Raw genomic sequence first — 16,584 nt, 5'->3', positions numbered from 1 at the left:
ATAGTAGGACAATAATTATTTTAATCTTGTGGCTTCCATCTGACAAATTGCTAATAATTAGAAATAGATGAACAAATACCGGGCAGATTTGCATACGCACACTGTTTTATCTCCCTGCGGAGACTTGGAGATGAGTCCGGTGAATATTGTTCAAAAAACCAAAGAATGTGGTATTGACATATTGGGAATAACCGATCACAATTCAACTTTGCACGCACCGCTAATTAAAGAATTGGCAGCAAAGGAAGGAATTATGATTTTGATGGGAGCAGAGGTAACAACCAAAGAAGAGGTACATTGCTTGTGCTTTTTTGAGAATGAGGAAAAGCTTTCTGAATTTCAGAAATACTTAGATCAGCATTTGCCAAAAATACCTAATGACGAGAATAAGTTTGGATATCAGGTAGTGGTAAACGAGAAAGAGGAGATTATCGATGAAATAGAATGCCTTTTGATTTCAGGATTGAATCAAAGTATAGAAGAAATTGAAAGAAAAGTTCACGAATTGGAAGGGTTGTTTATTCCCGCTCATATTAATAAGATGATGAACAGCATTATCAGTCAGCTAGGATTTTTACCTCCGGATTTGAATGTTGATGCATTGGAACTCTCTCATCATATAACAAAAGAAGAGTTCTTAAAAAAGAATAAGTATTTGAGCAAGTACAACTTTATTAAAAGTTCGGATGCTCATTATATAGAAAATGTCGGAAATACGTGGACCAATTTCTTTATGGAAGAATTAAGTTTTTGTGAAGTAAGAAAAGCGTTGAGATTAGAAGAAGGTCGAAAAGTAGAGATTGAAGAATGAAAGATTTGTCGATGCACATAATGGATATCATCCAAAATTCAGTGAGAGCTGAAGCATCTTTGGTTGAATTGAAAATTACCGAAAGTCAGAAAGAGGACTTGTTTTCAATCTCGATTAAAGACAATGGTTTTGGAATGTCTGAAGAGATATTGGCTAAAGCGATTGATCCTTTTTTTACAACCAGAACTACACGTAAAGTAGGTTTGGGATTGTCATTGTTAAAGCAAAATGCTGAAATGACAGGAGGAAAGATGGAGATATCATCTAAGGTAGGGGTTGGTACTGAGTTGAAAGCAACTTTTTCACACAAGCACCTTGATCGACCTGCATTAGGAGATATAGCAGGAACAATGGTCTTGTTGGTTGGGGCAAATCCTGAAATGGATTTTGTTTACACGCATATTACCGATGGGGGTGAATATATTTTTGATACAAAAGAAGTAAAGGAAGTTTTGGATGATATGCCGGTTTCAGATCCGAATATCATGCGATACTTAAAGGAAATGATTAAAGAGAACCTAAACACATTATAATATAGATAATTAAATTCTAACCTTTAATAATTTGAGATTATGGCAAAAGTTAAATCCCTTGCAGATCTGAAGAAGATAAAAGAAGAGCTGCATGCAAAGATGGATCTTAGGGAGAAGAGCAACGATCCAGACGCTCAGGTGCAAATTAAAGTTGGTATGGCAACTTGCGGAATTGCATCAGGAGCAAAAGAGGTAATGGAGTTTCTAATTGAAGCTACTGCCAAAAGAGGTATTAATTCTATTGTTACTCAAACAGGTTGTATGGGATACTGCTATGCAGAACCAACAATTGAAGTAACAATGCCAGGTAAAGAGCCTGTTGTTTTTGGAGATGTTGATCTTAAGAAAGCTGATGAAGTGATAGAGAAATACATCAAACAAGGTGAATTGGTAGATGGCATTATTCCTGTTAACTACAAAACTATTGACAACAACTAACAAAAGAAAACGCAATTATGGAAAAGTATAAAATGCATATTCTTATTTGTGGAGGTACAGGATGTCGTGCATCTGCAAGTGAGGCTATTCAAAATAATCTACAGGATGCTCTAAAAGCTAAAGGGCTTGAAGAAGAGGTTCAGGTAGTAATGACAGGTTGCTTTGGATTTTGTGAAAAAGGACCTATCGTAAAAATTCTTCCTGATAATACCTTCTATATCGAAGTGAAGCCTGAAGATGCTGAAGAAATTATAGAAGAGCATATCATCAAAGGTCGTAAAGTAATGCGTTTGCTTTACACAGACCCAGAGAAAAAAGAGGTGGTAAGTGATTCAAAGCATATGGGATTTTATAAGAAGCAGATTCGTATTGCACTTCGTAACTGTGGTTTTATTAATCCTGAAAATATCAATGAATATATTGCTACTGATGGATATGCAGCTCTTGGAAAATGTTTGACCGAGATGACTCCTCAGGCGGTAATCGATGAAATTAAAGAATCTGGTCTTCGTGGACGAGGAGGTGGAGGATTCCCAACTGGTTTGAAGTGGGAATTTGCTTCTAAGAACGAGGCTGATCAGAAATATGTGGTTTGTAATGCTGATGAGGGTGACCCAGGAGCATTTATGGATCGTTCCATTTTGGAAGGTGATCCACATTCAGTACTTGAAGCGATGGCAATTTGTGGTTATACAATGGGTGCTGATAAGGGATTAATTTATATTCGTGCTGAGTATCCACTTGCTATCGAGCGTTTGAAAGTTGCAATTAAGCAGGCTCGTGAATATGGTCTTTTGGGTAAGGATATCTTAGGATCAGGTTTCAACTTTGACGTTGAAATGCGTTATGGAGCAGGAGCTTTCGTGTGTGGAGAGGAAACTGCTTTGATTCACTCTATGGAGGGTCTTCGTGGTGAGCCAACTGTAAAGCCACCATTCCCAGCTGAATCTGGTTACAATGGCAAGCCAACCAATGTAAATAATGTTGAAACATTTGCGAATGTTCCTGTTATCATTAACAAAGGAGCAAACTGGTTCAATAAAATTGGTACTGAAAAATCTACAGGTACTAAAGTATTTGCTTTGGCAGGTAAGATCAATAACGTAGGTTTGATAGAGGTTCCAATGGGTACTACTCTTCGTGAAGTAATTTACGAAATTGGTGGTGGTATCAAGGATGGTAAGAAATTTAAGGCAGTTCAAACTGGTGGTCCATCAGGTGGTTGTTTAACTGAGAAACATCTGGATACTCCAATCGATTTTGATAACCTTCTTGCTGTTGGTTCTATGATGGGATCAGGTGGTATGATCGTAATGGACGAAGATGATTGTATGGTTTCTGTTGCGAAATTCTACCTTGATTTTACTGTAGAAGAATCATGTGGTAAGTGTACTCCATGTCGTGTAGGTAACAAGCGCTTGTACGAATTGTTGGATAAGATTACTGAAGGAAAAGGTACTAAGGAAGATCTTGACTTGTTGAGAAACCTAAGTACTGTAATTAAAGATACTTCTCTTTGTGGTTTAGGACAGACTTCACCAAACCCTGTTCTTTCTACTATTGAAAACTTCTATGATGAGTATATTGCTCACGTTGAGGAACACAAATGTCCATCTGGTCAGTGTAAGGCATTGATGCAATATGTGATTGATCCTGAACTTTGTGTTGGATGTACTCTTTGTGCTCGTAACTGTCCGGTTGATTGTATTGCCGGAGATCGTAAGGAAGCTCACATTATCGATACGGCTAAGTGTATCAAGTGTGGTGCTTGTATGGAGAAATGTAAGTTTAATGCGATTAGCATTCAGTAAGGAGGATCTTAAAATGGAAAAAATGATCAAATTAACCATTGATAATAAACAAATAGAAGTACCCCAGGGAACTACTATTTATGAAGCAGCAAAGCAGTTAGGAATCGAAATCCCAACGCTTTGTTATATGCACTTGGGAGATATGGGCATTGAACACAAGCCTGGCGGATGTCGAATTTGTGTTGTTGAGGTAGAAGGACGTCGTAACTTGGCACCTTCTTGTAACTCAAAATGTGAGGAAGGAATGGTAATTCACACTCACAACATGAGAGTATTGAATGCTCGAAAAACTGTAATGGAATTGATGCTTTCTGATCACCCATTCGATTGTTTGGTTTGTGCTAAATCAGGGAACTGTGATTTGCAAACTATGGCACATCAGTTTGGTGTTCGCGAGTTGCACTACAAAGGTGAGCAATCAACTTATAAGGTAGATTACTCTCCATCTATTATCCGTGATATGGATAAATGTATCATGTGTCGTCGTTGTGAGACAATGTGTAACGACGTACAAACTGTAGGTGCTCTTTCTGCTGTAAACAGAGGTTTTGAGTCAGTTGTAGCTCCAGCATTTGAAATGGATTTGGAGAAATCAACTTGTACTTACTGTGGTCAGTGTGTGGCTGTATGTCCTACTGGTGCATTAACTGAAAAAGATCATACCAACCAGTTGATTAGAGATCTTGCTGATCCTAAGAAAACTGTTGTTGTGCAAACTGCTCCAGCGGTTCGTGCTGCTTTAGGTGAAGAATTCGGAATGGAAGCTGGTACTTTGGTAACAGGTAAAATGGTTTCAGCTCTTCGTCAATTAGGTTTCGATAAAGTATTCGATACTGATTTTGCTGCCGATCTTACAATTATGGAGGAAGGTACTGAGTTGCTAGAGCGTTTGCAGAAACATCTTGATGGTGATAAGGATGTTAAGCTTCCTATCTTGACTTCTTGTTGTCCTGGTTGGGTGAATTTCTTCGAACACCATTTCCCAGAAATGAAGGATATTCCTTCTACAGCTCGTTCTCCTCAACAAATGTTTGGTCCTATTGCCAAGAACTATTTGGCGAAACAAATGGGAATCAATCGTGAGGACATGATCGTTGTTTCTATCATGCCTTGTTTGGCTAAAAAATATGAGTGTCAGCGTGATGAGTTCAAGGTTGACGGCGATCCGGATGTGAACTATTCAATCTCTACTCGTGAGTTGGCGAACTTGATTAAGCAGGCTAACATGGATCTTAGCATTATGCCTGATGAAGATTTCGATAACCCTCTTGGTGAGTCTACAGGTGCTGGTGTTATCTTTGGTGCTACTGGTGGTGTAATCGAAGCTGCTGCTCGTACTGCTTACGAGGTATACACAGGTAAAACTCTTGAGAAAGTTGATTTCGAAGCTTTACGTGGTATGGATGGTATTCGCAGTGCTACTGTAGATTTCGATGGTCTTCCAATTAATATTGGTATTGCTCATGGTCTAGGTAATGCTCGTAAACTTCTTGAAGACATCCGTGATGGTAAATCAGAATATCATGCAATCGAAATTATGGCTTGTCCAGGTGGTTGTATTGGTGGTGGTGGTCAGCCATTGCACCATGGCGATTCTTCAATCTTGAAGAAACGTGCTGCTGCTCTTTATCGCGAAGATGAAGGTAAGGCAATCCGTAAATCGCACGAGAACCCATACATTATTAAATTGTATGAAGAGTTCTTGGGTAAGCCATGTAGTGAATTATCTCATAAATTGTTACATACTCATTATTTCGATAAGAGTAACGAAATCGAGATTGAATAAATTATTTTGAACCATCTGGATTTTTGAAATCCAATTAATATAAGGAGTTTATATTATGGCAAAAATTAAATTAGCAAAATCCAAAGTGGATAAGCTTGTGGAGATTTGCAAATCATTTAATAATGAAGGAAGCGAATTAATCAATGTGCTTCATAAGGCTCAAGAGACATTTGGTTACCTGCCTGCAGAAGTTCAGGAAATCATTGCTCGTGAATTAAACGTTTCTGTTTCTCACGTTTATGGTGTTGTAACGTTCTACTCATTCTTTTCAATGGTACCAAAGGGTGAATTCCCAATTTCTATCTGTATGGGAACTGCCTGCTATGTTAGAGGTGCTGAGAAAGTATTGGAAGAGTTCAAGCGTCAACTTAACGTTCCTGTAGGTGAAACAACTGAGGATGGTAAATTCTCAATAAGCTGTTTGCGTTGTGTCGGAGCTTGTGGTTTGGCTCCAGTTGTTACCATTGGAGAGCGCGTTTATGGACGTGTTGCAGCTGGTGATGTAGCGGATATCATTAAAGAGTATCAATCGTAAATAAGTAAATTAATATATTTTAAAACCTCCGACATTGTGTCGGAGGTTTTTTTGTTAACATTTATTAACAATTAAAAGTTAAAACTTGTTAAATAAATGACAAACTAATTTAAATATGTTAGATGTTTCTTTTGTTGTTGTTGTTTTAAACAGTTAAAAGTTTATTAGTCTTTGGATAATAAAACTTTGTTGTAGCAACTGTTAGTAACAGTTTGGCAGTCTCAAATTTCGTTAAATTTAGTCATAAAAAAAGCCGTTTCAGATTTGAAACGGCTTTTGAGATTATAAGATTAATTTCTAGTTATCCTTATCGTCTTCATCCATTGTTGGGTTAAATTCCCAAGTGTCATCAAAGTAAGCACCAGAACCAGAAACAGTACCAGTAGTTACAAAACCTCTGTTGTTTAAGCTAAATGCAACAGCATTTTCTCTTGATGCAACTTCAGGGCTTTCAAGTGACGTTTTTTCATCCCAACGATCATTTACAGGATTATACTCCCAAACTTCTCTTGATAAACCAGTATTTCTACCTGTTGCTATATAACCTTTACCATTGATTACAAATGAAACAGCTCCCGAACGCTGTACGCCCTCCCAATTGTTATCGTCATCAAGGTCTTCTTTTCTAGTCCAACCATTAAATGTGTTGCTAACTTTTGATGGATCGTATTCCCATACATATTTCATACTGTTTTCTCCTGAAACAATGTAGGCTTTATCATCGATTACAAATGCAGTAGCGTTTCTAGATTTTTCTCCATCATATGCAATTTTAGTCCAGCTTCCATCGAATTTGTAGAAGTCTTTCAAATTTGTGCGGTCTTCACCTTCCTGAAATCCGTAACCAGTACCTACATATCCAACGCCATTAATTGAAAAAGCAATTGCACCTTGTCTTGCAGATGGTCCTCCGGTCATGTCAATTGCAGTAGAATTCCATGTGTCTGTTGAAGGATCAAACTCGTAGAAATCACCTAATCTTTCATCATCATCATTTACTCCTAATCCAACATATACTTTTCCATTAGCTTCGAAAGCTACAGCTTCTCTTCTTCCTGTACCAGGAAAATCATTTTGAACTTTGCTCCAACCATCTTGAAGGCTGTACTTGTAAAATGTCTTTAATGCGTCTTTTCCATCATAACCTGTACCAACGTAAGCGTAATCACCAATTACAAAGCTTACAGCACCGCTTCTAGCACGTCCTTCAAATGAAGAACTTTTAATCCAGTTACCTACTAAATCATTATCGCTACCACAACTGGTAAAAAACAGAGATAATGCAAATAATACTATTAATAGTCGTTGTTTCATTTGTTATGATTTTATCAATTAATTTTTAATTTCTTACTAGTGTTTAAAACATCTTAAATTATGTAGACGACAAATATAAAATAAAAATCCATAAGTTCATTTTTAGACAGTAAAAATAAGCGGTATTTAACAAATTTTACCAATTAAAGAATAAATTCGATAGTCTCAATATTTTATTTATATTTGTGCGTTATCCAAAAATATGACAAAGGTTTATAGTTAATCATAAATTATATTGACTCCTTAAGTTATATGATTAGTATTTTAAATTATGAGAATGAGAACAAACCATGTACTTTTATTGCTGTTAACACTAAGTTTTCTTATTAGTTGTAACTCAAACAACTTTGAAGAGCATCAGATAGGGGATAATCTTATTGATGAAACCTCAGAAGTTGTTCTTATCGATACGCTTACAATAAAGACCTCGACTGTAATCTTGGATTCTTTGATTACTTCAGGATTTAAAAATGCTATACTTGGTAGTTATAAGGATGAATTTCTTGGAGATGTTAAAACTGAGTACTATGGAGTACTAGATTATAATAATGGATTCTCAAAACCAACAAAAGAGGTTGATAAGGTAACTGTGAAAGTGCCTATAGAGTTTGATTCTTTGGTTTTTATGGCATACCCAAATAAAGAATACTTTGGAGATACATTGCAGGTACAAAGATTACTAATCAACCGATTAACAGAGGAATTGGAATTGCCGGATAATGAAGATTTCTTTTATAGTCATACCAAATTTAATTATGCTGAAACACCTCTTTTAGATTCGGAGTTTTTTCTAAAGCCAGTCAAGCAATCTAAATATGATCAAGTGATTGATTCTCATGGAAAGGTTAATGAGGGAACTAATGGTGTAATTGACTACTATGGAAAGTATTATGGGGATGGAATCTATATAAAAATGGATAGTGAAGAAGCAATTTCCTTAGGTAAAGAAATTGTGGAATTGGTAAATGCAGAAAGCGATACAGTAACAGAGGTAAATCAGTGGCATAGATTTATCAAAGGTATTGTTATTCGTCCAGGAGATAATAATACTGTTATGTGGCAAGCTCCAATTGGTGAGAATAAGTTAAGACTAAGGCTATATTATCATGAAACTGATTATGCAGATGCTGGTAAACAAAAATATCATGATTTCCCTGTTGTGCAAGGTGGACCGAACGAGCGATTAAGTTTTGTAAATTATTCTTCTGATCGTTCAAGTACGCCACAACAATTAGATCGTTTAATTGAACAAGAGAATGAATTGAATTCTGATCAAACGGATAACCTAACATTTATTCAGGGTGGTATAGGTTTGTATACTAAAATTAAAATTCCTTACATTGAAAACCTAAAAACCCTAGGATTGACAGGCGGAATTTTAAGTGCAGAATTGCAAGTATACCCTAGGGATGAAAGTTATGATGAAGAATTGTTTCCTTTGCCTAAAAACAATTTGATTCTATATAATACGATGGCAGATAATAAATTTAGGTCGGTACTGCCTGGTCCAAACAATACGGCTTTAAGTTTTGCCTTTGTGAGGAATCCTCAAAATAAGGATGAATCTTATTTTGTGACAGATTTGACTTCTTATGTGAATAATATTCTTGTAAATGGTCAAGAATATGAAGATGCTATTTTGATTGGTTTTCAGAGGGAAGCAGTCGGTAATACTTATGATCGTTTAATTATAGAAGATGAACCAAATTCGGATTTTAGAATTAGACTGAAAGTTACTTACGTTATTCAGCGATAATTGAGAGAGTTAATAAAAATATTTACAAAATATATATAGCTAGATTAATGAAAAGCTTAAAATCTGTTGGTAAAATCTGCTTTTTGACAGTAATTGGATTAATATATATGTCCTCTGATTTGTCGGCACAAAACAATACAAGTTCCCCATATTCCTATTATGGCTATGGAGAATTAATGACTCAAGATATTATTAACTCAACTGGTATGGCAAGTTTGTCATATAGTGATGGTAGTGTTCTAAATATAAATAATCCGGCAGCACTTTCTCAGTTGGATAGCTTGAAATTTATTTTTCAATTTGGAATGACAGCTAAATTTAGCAAGCTAAACCAAGGGAATGATGACGATACGTTTAATGATTTGAACTTTTCGAAATTGGCTTTTGGTTTTAGAGCTGCACCTGGTTATGGTATTGCAGTTTCATTAACTCCCTATACAAGTTTAGGATATGATATAACCAGCAAAGAACTTGTGGAAGGTGGAACGAATTATTTTACCCGATCTTTAAAAGGAACAGGAGGGCTAAATCAATTGGTATTTTCCAATGGTTTTAGGCTTACGAAAAATTTATCTTTGGGTGTGAATGGGATTTATATTTTTGGGAACAATACCAGAGATGAGTCTATTATTCCTCAAGGTGGTAGCAGTGCGAGTTACATGAATACTACAAAATTAATTTCAACAGGATTAAATTTTAATGTGGGTGCGCAATATCAATTTAACTTCGTTGATAATGCAGTAGTGTTAGGAGTGAAGTATCAACCCCAAATTGGCGTTGGAGCGAAGCGAAAGATAGAGGTATTGAATATGGGGGTGATAAAATACAATGATACTGATCGTGGAAGATATGATGTTCCTGAGATTTATGGTGTATCCTTAGGTGTGAAAAAAGGAAAGCAACTATGGGTTGGAGCTGATTATTTGTTAGAAAAATGGAGTGAGACTAAAAAATTTGAGAAAGAGAATCAGTTGGTTGATCGTAGTAAGTTTTCACTTGCAACCATATATAATGCAAATGATGGTTATGCAACGAAGTTTTTTAAGAAGTTGACATACCGTTTTGGAGCATTTTATGATACTGGCTATATGATAGTGCGAGATGAACGAATCAAAACAAAAGGATTTAGTTTTGGAGTAGGTATGCCATTGTCAAGAGGAAAAGGAATGATTAATATGTCATTTGAATTTGGGCAGATGGGCTTAACATCCAATAATTTGGTAAGAGAAGATTTTGGGCGAATTAATTTAGAATTGAACTTGTTCGAAAATTGGTTTATTAAGAGAAAATATCATTAATAATCTATTTGATATAAAATTGAAACCCTTGGGAGAGCCCAAGGGTTTTTTTGTGTTTGAGTTTTAAATAGAAAATTTGGACCTCAAACTCCAATTTGTAATCATTTCAAAATAATAATGATTAATTTTGTGCTGAAAACTAACAAAATACTATTAAACTTGATCGTTATTAATGATTGAGTTGAAGATATACAGCGAATAACATGAAAATGATCTACAAACCTCAAGAGTATCGGATTAAAGATGAAAGGATGAAACCTTTTATTGATGAATCTGAAATTTGGGAAATGCTTGATGAAGCTGACGCATCGAAGGACAATGTTCGTCGAATTATTAAAAAATCTCTTGATAAGAATCGACTGAGTTTACAAGAGACTGCGGCTCTTTTGAAAACAGAGGACCCTGTATTAATCGAGGAGATTAAAGAAGGAGCTCGTACATTAAAAGAAAAAGTGTATGGTGATAGAATTGTAATTTTTGCTCCTTTATACATTGGGAATAAGTGTACAAATAATTGTACATATTGTGGATTTAGAGCCTCTAATAAAAAGCAGAAAAGAACAACTCTTGCTCATGATCAGATCATTAGTGATGTAAAGGCTTTGGAGGATAATGGTCAGAAACGGTTGATATTGGTGTATGGTGAACACCCGATGTATGATGCTGACTTTATTGCCGATTCGGTAAGAACTGTTTATAAGGTGAAATCTGGTAATGGTGAAATTCGCCGTGTGAATATTAATGCTGCTCCTCTGGATATTGAAGGATACAAAAAGATAAAAGAGGCAGGAATTGGAACATATCAGATATTCCAGGAGACATACCATAGAGAGGCTTATTCGCGATATCATATTAGTGGGAAGAAAGCTGATTATGATTGGCGACTAACTGGCCTGGATCGTGCACAAGAAGCTTTAATTGATGATGTGGGCATTGGAGCCTTATTTGGATTGTATGATTGGAAATTTGACGTAATGGGCTTGGTTCGTCATGTAAATCATTTTGAGGCTTGCTACAATGTGGGACCACACACCATATCTTTTCCAAGAATTAAGGCTGCCTCGGATTCTACGATTGATCCAAAATTTGAAGTAAGCGATGAAGATTTTATTCGTTTGGTAGCGATCTTAAGATTGGCAGTTCCATACACAGGATTAATCTTAACGGCTCGTGAAACTCAAGAAATACGTGAAGAGGTAATTAAACTTGGCGTTTCACAAATTGATGCAGGAACCAATATCCAGTTGGGAGGGTATAGCGAAGAATCGAGAGAAGAACAAAAATTGGATCATGAACAATTCGAGATTGGTGATACCAGAAGCCTTGGAGAAGTAATCGATGAACTTTTAGACAAGCAGTACTTGCCTTCTTTCTGTACGGCTTGTTATCGAAAAGGAAGAACAGGAGAGCATTTTATGGAATTTTCTGTGCCTGGATTCATAAAGAGATATTGTACCCAAAATGCAATTCTTACCCTTGCAGAATATCTTGAAGATTACGGAACTCCGGAAATGAAAGAAAAAGGATATAAATTAATCGAGCTAAAGAAAAAAGAGCTACAAGATACTCAAAAAGTTGAGCAGCTCGAAGAGCGTTTAGAACTTGTTAAGAAGGGGGAGCGCGACCTTTATTTCTAATTTGTGTGTTGGATTTTGAATTTATAAACTAGAGCTTTTTTTGTAACTTGATAAGGCCCTTTACTCTAATTCAAAATTCAGTGACGATGATTGGATCAACAATTCGAATTTTTGGGATTCTTATCCGTGATAAGGATAAAGAAAATGGCTGTGTTCAAGAAATTCTGGCTCGATACGTCAATTCAATAAAAACCAGATTAGGTATTTATGAAGTTGAGCATGTAGAAAGTTACCCTTATGGACTGATTTTAATTCAGGTGATTGGATCAGAGAAAGATATGGATCGGTTCGAAAAAGAAATTTACGCAATTGAAGGGGTTGAAATTCAACATATGTTTTTTAAGCCTTAATCTAAAAGAAAATGTCCGACATGTGTCGGACATTTTCTTTTAGATTGCTTTTTCGAGATCAATATAAAAGTTGGCTCCTTTTCCAAGTTCGCTTTCACACCAAACTCTACCTTTCATGGCTTCTACATATTTCTTTACAATGGACAAGCCAAGCCCGGTTGACTTTTCACCTCCGGTAGGCTTCGAACTTAATACTTGAAATTTTCCGAACAACTTCCCTTGATCTTCTACAGAAATTCCAGGGCCTTCATCGCTAACCAACGTTCGGATTTTATCTCCTTCTTCCCAAATTTTAATGTGAATGTTCTTGTTTTTTGGAGAAAATTTAATGGCATTGGAAACTAAATTTTCATAAACCTGTGTCATGTAATTTGGATCTACCATAGCATAGGTATCATAAACATCAAGCTTAAGATTTAACTGTTTTTGCTGTAAATGATCTTTAAAATGCAAATTCACCAATTCGATCAACTTTTTTAAGTTGGTTTTTTCCAGCTGTATGTTGATAGAATTCGACTCGATTACACCTATATCAAGAATTTTTGAAATCATTTGATTCATCCTCTGTAGAGCTTTTAGCATGAATGATACATTCTCAAGATCTTCAGAATTGTTCTCCGAAATCATTTTGTTCTTTAAATATTCTGTAATTGATATTGTTGAAGTCAGTGGATTCTTTAAATCATGAGCAATAATCCCTATTAGATGATTTTTTTCATGATTTAATTCTGTTAGTTCCGAATTTTTAATCTGTATTTCTTCTTTTTGCTTCTTAATGTCTTTATTGGCCCTTTGTAATATTTTACTTTGAGCTTCAATCTTTCGGTACGATTGAGCATTCTCCACAGCTATGCTTGCATACACGGCTATGTTTTGCAATAGCGATAGATGATAGTTTTGATAAGCATTTTTCTTGAAGCTTTGCACTGTGATTACTCCTGTTGTTTTGTTTTTAACTTTTAGCGGAAGGTAAATAACAGATTTTGGAGTTTTGGATTTTTCAACAGGAATAATTTTAGTGATGTATTTGTGATATTCTTTCTGTAAATCTTTAATAAATACATCTTTTTGTTCTTTGTAGCAGTAAATCGCCAACCTGGTATCATCTTCGAGAGCGAATTCCACGGAGTCAAGGTTTGCTCCATCTTCTTTAATTCTTGGGAACACCAAACTATTGCTCTCTTTTTGATAGATCCCAATGCCAAAAATAGCTGCATCCATTAGTTCATTTACTGATTCATATACTGTATCTATGATACTTTCAACGGATAAATTGGCAGTAATTACTTTGCCAATATCATTCAAATGTATCAGATTTATATATGATTTCTGGAGGTTGTGAGCCTGTTCGCTTATTTCATCTTTTTGCTCAGCCAAAATTTTGTTTTGAGCTTCAATTTCGAATTTTTGTTCACGAACTTCCTTGGTTTTTTCAGTTACCAGTTTCTCTAATTCAATTCTTTTTAGCTGGATACTTCTTATGCGAGCTCTCATTAATAGATAAACAACAAGTGCGATTAGTATGATTTCAAGGCTTATTGCCCACCAGGTTTTATACCATGGAGGCCTAATTTTAAAATCATATTCATATGAATTCGGAGTCCAAATGCCATCGCTGTTTGATGCTTTAATTTTAAAAGTATATTCTCCTGGTGGAATTCTTGAGTAGATTGCTTCACTTTTGTCACTTACTGGCGACCATTCTTGATCCAGTCCTTCCAATTTCCATTTGTATTTTACTTTCTCGGGTGCTTTGTAGCTTAATGCTTCAAACTTAAAGGTAAGATGATGCATATCGTGAGTAAGATTCAGATCCTGTGGCAATGGGAACCAAGGATTGACGCCACACATGCATTTGCTGTACTTTTCGTCTCTCCAGTTTACTTTTCTAAAAAATAGTTTGATATCGGTTAATTGAATAATGGGTGGATTGGGGTTGATAACATCTTTTGTTGGACTAAACATCATGGCTCCGTTAATTGTTCCAAACCATAAGTTGCCCTTTTTGTCGATGTAATTGCACGAACCATTGTTTTCCACTCCAACAAAACCGTCAAATTTGTTGTAGTTTCGAATGGTTTTAATTTCACCTTTTTCGTCGTAATTAATTCGATCAACACCATTTTGTGCTCCAACCCAAATTGTGCCATCTTGATCTGTTAAAATTGAGTATGCGATGTCTGAGCTTAATCCATTGTCAGTAGTGATATATTTCCACTTTTTTCCATCCCAGATATTGATTCCTCCACTAAATGTAGCTGCCCAAATGTTTCCATTTTGATCTTCGGTTACTTGCATTACCCATTTGTAATTTAGGCCATTGGTTTCATCAAAGTTGATTACAGTATCTCTATCAAACATGCTCAATCCCTGGAAGTGAGAGAACCATGCACGATTTTTTGAGTCTACATAAACATTTGTGATTTGATTGGTTTTTAAGCCATGACTTTGCGTGGTAATTTGAGTTCTATTGCCGGCTTTGTCGTAATGTATCACTCCAAACCCCTGGGTAGTAAACCACATTTCTCCATCTTTTTCGAGAATATCTATAATGCCTGTCCCCACAGGCAATCCATAACGCTGCGATACCTCTCGAAATCTGGTGCCATTAAATTCAATTAATCCGTTAAAGCCTGCCATTAAAATATTTCCATTTGGCAGTTCGTAAAAATCACGAATATTTATAAGTCCTGGGTGATCGGCAGGAGTGTAGGCTTTTCGTTCGTTTTTTTTGTATTGAACAATTCCTTTGCCAGATATGCTAAACCAGTAATTGTTTTTGGAATCCTGCATGATTGCTCGAACGATATTACCCCCAACATCATTGGTAAAATCAATGGATAGGAACTTATTATTGCCATACTTAATTAATCCATTGCCACTAGTTGTCATCCATATGTTACCTTCCCGGTCTTCAACAATGTTGTTGATAAATGGATTGATCAGGCCACGACTGGCATCTATTATTTTGCCGTATTTTTCATCTATAACCAAAACTCCGGTTCCAAAAACGCTAATCCATAAACGATTATTGGAGTCGAGAGTAACTGAACCGATATTTTGGATCGGAGTGCTAATTGGCAAATCAATTTTTATAGGTTTGCTATCCACCATTTTATAGAATACAAATCCCTGGTTTGGAATGAAATTTGAAAACCACAATTGATTATTTTCATCAACTAAAGCAGGAGCAACAATTTGCCCTTCAAATTCAGGAAGATCGTTAAGTGGCGACTTGGTGAGAGTTTCATCCTTAAATTCAAATAAGCCATCTATGGTAATGATGTAGATTGTTCCATCATTATTCATAAGCAGGTTTCTCACTTGATTTCTGTTTATTACATCTTTGTGCTCTTCAATGAAATCTTTAAATTGACCCTTTTCGCGGTAAATGATTTGTCGATTATTCTGATCATTTCCCAAGGCCCATATTCGTCCTCTCTTGTCTTCAAAAATATTAAAATAAATAGCATTGGGTACATTATCCTCTGTGCCAAAGTTTTTAAACGATACGCCGTTAAAACTGCTGATGCCAATACTTGTTCCAATCCATAAGTTATCTTTTGAATCCTGATGCAGAGCTCTAATGTTATTGTCTGCTAAACCATGACGGCGATCGTAAGAAATAAACTCTTTGCCATTGAAGCGGGAAATGCCGCCACCATTGGTTCCAAGCCATAAATTTCCTTTTCTATCCTGTATTAAACTAAAAACTTCCGACTGAGGTAATCCTTCCTCAAGGGAATAGTTTTGGAAGCTATACTGTTGCGCTTTGGAATGATGATTGGGGAGTAAAATCAAACAAAGAACCATACAAAACACCACAAAATATCTCATAATACTCCTTTAAATGTAAATAATCTGCTAATGCCATTTAAGGTACAATTTTTTTGAAGGAATTGAAAGTGTTAATACCATGCTACAGCTTGGTTTTTTGTTATTTGCCTGTTAAGATTTTAATTCTGATTTTGTTGATATTTTGCCATTTGAATTAGAAAGTAATGATTTCATTCATTGTCGCGTGAAGATGGTCCTGGTAATTTTTAGACACATTGCTTGAGTTGTAATGCCAAATTTAAAGACAAAATCATATATTAACCGAGTGGCAATGTGCAATTGGAAATTTTTAGTGGCGTTAATCGATTGAAATGTAGTCTTTTGAATTTTAAAAGCCACTTTTCTTAAATGGAAACGTGGATTTGGAATTCAAAATCGCATTTTTTCTTAATTGCAACGCAGTTTTGAAATTAAAAAGTAGCTTTATCTCACTGGAAATGCAGTTTTTAAGTTCAAAATCCGTTTTTTGTCGAATGGC

General features: G+C 35.7%; 12 protein-coding genes. 10 read left to right on the top strand and 2 right to left on the bottom strand.

The genetic code is table 11. The features are described 5' to 3' along the window. The first annotated feature begins 67 nt into the window (after window positions 1–67). The 6 genes from ACKPCA_RS11325 to ACKPCA_RS11300 are packed head-to-tail and all read left to right on the top strand — an operon-like array spanning window position 68 to window position 5,914. Window positions 68–811, top strand: a complete 744-nt coding sequence (locus tag ACKPCA_RS11325; RefSeq protein ID WP_321279215.1) for a PHP domain-containing protein — start codon at window positions 68–70, stop codon at window positions 809–811. Continuing rightward, a complete protein-coding gene (locus ACKPCA_RS11320; protein ID WP_321279214.1) occupies window positions 808–1,344 on the top strand; it encodes an ATP-binding protein in 537 nt (178 codons plus the stop codon). The genes ACKPCA_RS11325 and ACKPCA_RS11320 overlap by 4 nt, the downstream gene beginning before the upstream one ends. Window positions 1,345–1,383: 39 nt before the next feature. Next, window positions 1,384–1,782 (top strand): (2Fe-2S) ferredoxin domain-containing protein, encoded by a 399-nt coding sequence (locus ACKPCA_RS11315; protein WP_054716235.1) that lies wholly within the window; start codon window positions 1,384–1,386, stop codon window positions 1,780–1,782. Between the two features lie 17 nt (window positions 1,783–1,799). Next, a complete protein-coding gene (gene nuoF, locus ACKPCA_RS11310) occupies window positions 1,800–3,593 on the top strand; it encodes an NADH-quinone oxidoreductase subunit NuoF (protein WP_321279213.1) in 1,794 nt (597 codons plus the stop codon). Between the two features lie 22 nt (window positions 3,594–3,615). Further along, entirely contained in the window at window positions 3,616–5,379 is a 1,764-nt protein-coding gene (locus ACKPCA_RS11305; protein ID WP_305067096.1) for an NADH-dependent [FeFe] hydrogenase, group A6, read from the top strand. Between the two features lie 55 nt (window positions 5,380–5,434). Further along, the gene (locus ACKPCA_RS11300; protein WP_321279212.1) at window positions 5,435–5,914 is read left to right on the top strand and encodes an NADH-quinone oxidoreductase subunit NuoE family protein; all 480 of its coding nucleotides are present in this window, start codon (window positions 5,435–5,437) and stop codon (window positions 5,912–5,914) included. Window positions 5,915–6,211: 297 nt separating this feature from the next. Here ACKPCA_RS11300 and ACKPCA_RS11295 read toward each other — a convergent pair whose 3' ends face one another. Then, entirely contained in the window at window positions 6,212–7,228 is a 1,017-nt protein-coding gene (locus ACKPCA_RS11295; RefSeq protein WP_321279211.1) for a Kelch repeat-containing protein, read from the bottom strand. A gap of 277 nt (window positions 7,229–7,505) precedes the next feature. Here ACKPCA_RS11295 and ACKPCA_RS11290 point away from each other — a divergent pair, with 277 nt between their 5' ends. From ACKPCA_RS11290 to ACKPCA_RS11275, 4 genes are all read left to right on the top strand, one after another. Further along, entirely contained in the window at window positions 7,506–8,984 is a 1,479-nt protein-coding gene (locus ACKPCA_RS11290) for a DUF4270 family protein (RefSeq protein ID WP_172677357.1), read from the top strand. Between the two features lie 47 nt (window positions 8,985–9,031). After that, window positions 9,032–10,282, top strand: coding sequence for a hypothetical protein (locus ACKPCA_RS11285; RefSeq protein ID WP_321279210.1), 1,251 nt, complete (start codon window positions 9,032–9,034; stop codon window positions 10,280–10,282). A 203-nt stretch (window positions 10,283–10,485) separates the two neighbouring features. Next, complete coding sequence (gene hydG, locus ACKPCA_RS11280) at window positions 10,486–11,919, top strand: [FeFe] hydrogenase H-cluster radical SAM maturase HydG (protein ID WP_321279209.1); 1,434 nt, start codon at window positions 10,486–10,488, stop codon at window positions 11,917–11,919. An 86-nt stretch (window positions 11,920–12,005) separates the two neighbouring features. After that, complete coding sequence (locus ACKPCA_RS11275; RefSeq protein ID WP_321279208.1) at window positions 12,006–12,269, top strand: hypothetical protein; 264 nt, start codon at window positions 12,006–12,008, stop codon at window positions 12,267–12,269. Between the two features lie 39 nt (window positions 12,270–12,308). Here ACKPCA_RS11275 and ACKPCA_RS11270 read toward each other — a convergent pair whose 3' ends face one another. Beyond that, window positions 12,309–16,106 (bottom strand): sensor histidine kinase, encoded by a 3,798-nt coding sequence (locus ACKPCA_RS11270; RefSeq protein WP_321279207.1) that lies wholly within the window; start codon window positions 16,104–16,106, stop codon window positions 12,309–12,311. Window positions 16,107–16,584: the final 478 nt, after the last annotated feature.

It is taken from the genome of Marinifilum fragile, from assembly GCF_963677365.1.
Lineage (GTDB): Bacteria > Bacteroidota > Bacteroidia > Bacteroidales > Marinifilaceae > Marinifilum > Marinifilum fragile.
This window is presented reverse-complemented; position numbering and strand designations above follow the sequence as displayed.

Bases quoted from the DNA above. Each gene is read 5' to 3' on its own strand.
- ACKPCA_RS11295 (WP_321279211.1), bottom strand. From the start codon at position 7,228: ATGAAACAACGACTATTAATAGTATTATTTGCATTATCTCTGTTTTTT.
- ACKPCA_RS11290 (WP_172677357.1), top strand. From the start codon at position 7,506: ATGAGAACAAACCATGTACTTTTATTGCTGTTAACACTAAGTTTTCTT.
- ACKPCA_RS11300 (WP_321279212.1), top strand. From the start codon at position 5,435: ATGGCAAAAATTAAATTAGCAAAATCCAAAGTGGATAAGCTTGTGGAG.
- ACKPCA_RS11325 (WP_321279215.1), top strand. From the start codon at position 68: ATGAACAAATACCGGGCAGATTTGCATACGCACACTGTTTTATCTCCC.
- nuoF (WP_321279213.1), top strand. From the start codon at position 1,800: ATGGAAAAGTATAAAATGCATATTCTTATTTGTGGAGGTACAGGATGT.
- ACKPCA_RS11315 (WP_054716235.1), top strand. From the start codon at position 1,384: ATGGCAAAAGTTAAATCCCTTGCAGATCTGAAGAAGATAAAAGAAGAG.
- ACKPCA_RS11305 (WP_305067096.1), top strand. From the start codon at position 3,616: ATGATCAAATTAACCATTGATAATAAACAAATAGAAGTACCCCAGGGA.
- ACKPCA_RS11320 (WP_321279214.1), top strand. From the start codon at position 808: ATGAAAGATTTGTCGATGCACATAATGGATATCATCCAAAATTCAGTG.
- ACKPCA_RS11285 (WP_321279210.1), top strand. From the start codon at position 9,032: ATGAAAAGCTTAAAATCTGTTGGTAAAATCTGCTTTTTGACAGTAATT.
- ACKPCA_RS11275 (WP_321279208.1), top strand. From the start codon at position 12,006: ATGATTGGATCAACAATTCGAATTTTTGGGATTCTTATCCGTGATAAG.
- ACKPCA_RS11270 (WP_321279207.1), bottom strand. From the start codon at position 16,106: ATGAGATATTTTGTGGTGTTTTGTATGGTTCTTTGTTTGATTTTACTC.
- hydG (WP_321279209.1), top strand. From the start codon at position 10,486: ATGAAAATGATCTACAAACCTCAAGAGTATCGGATTAAAGATGAAAGG.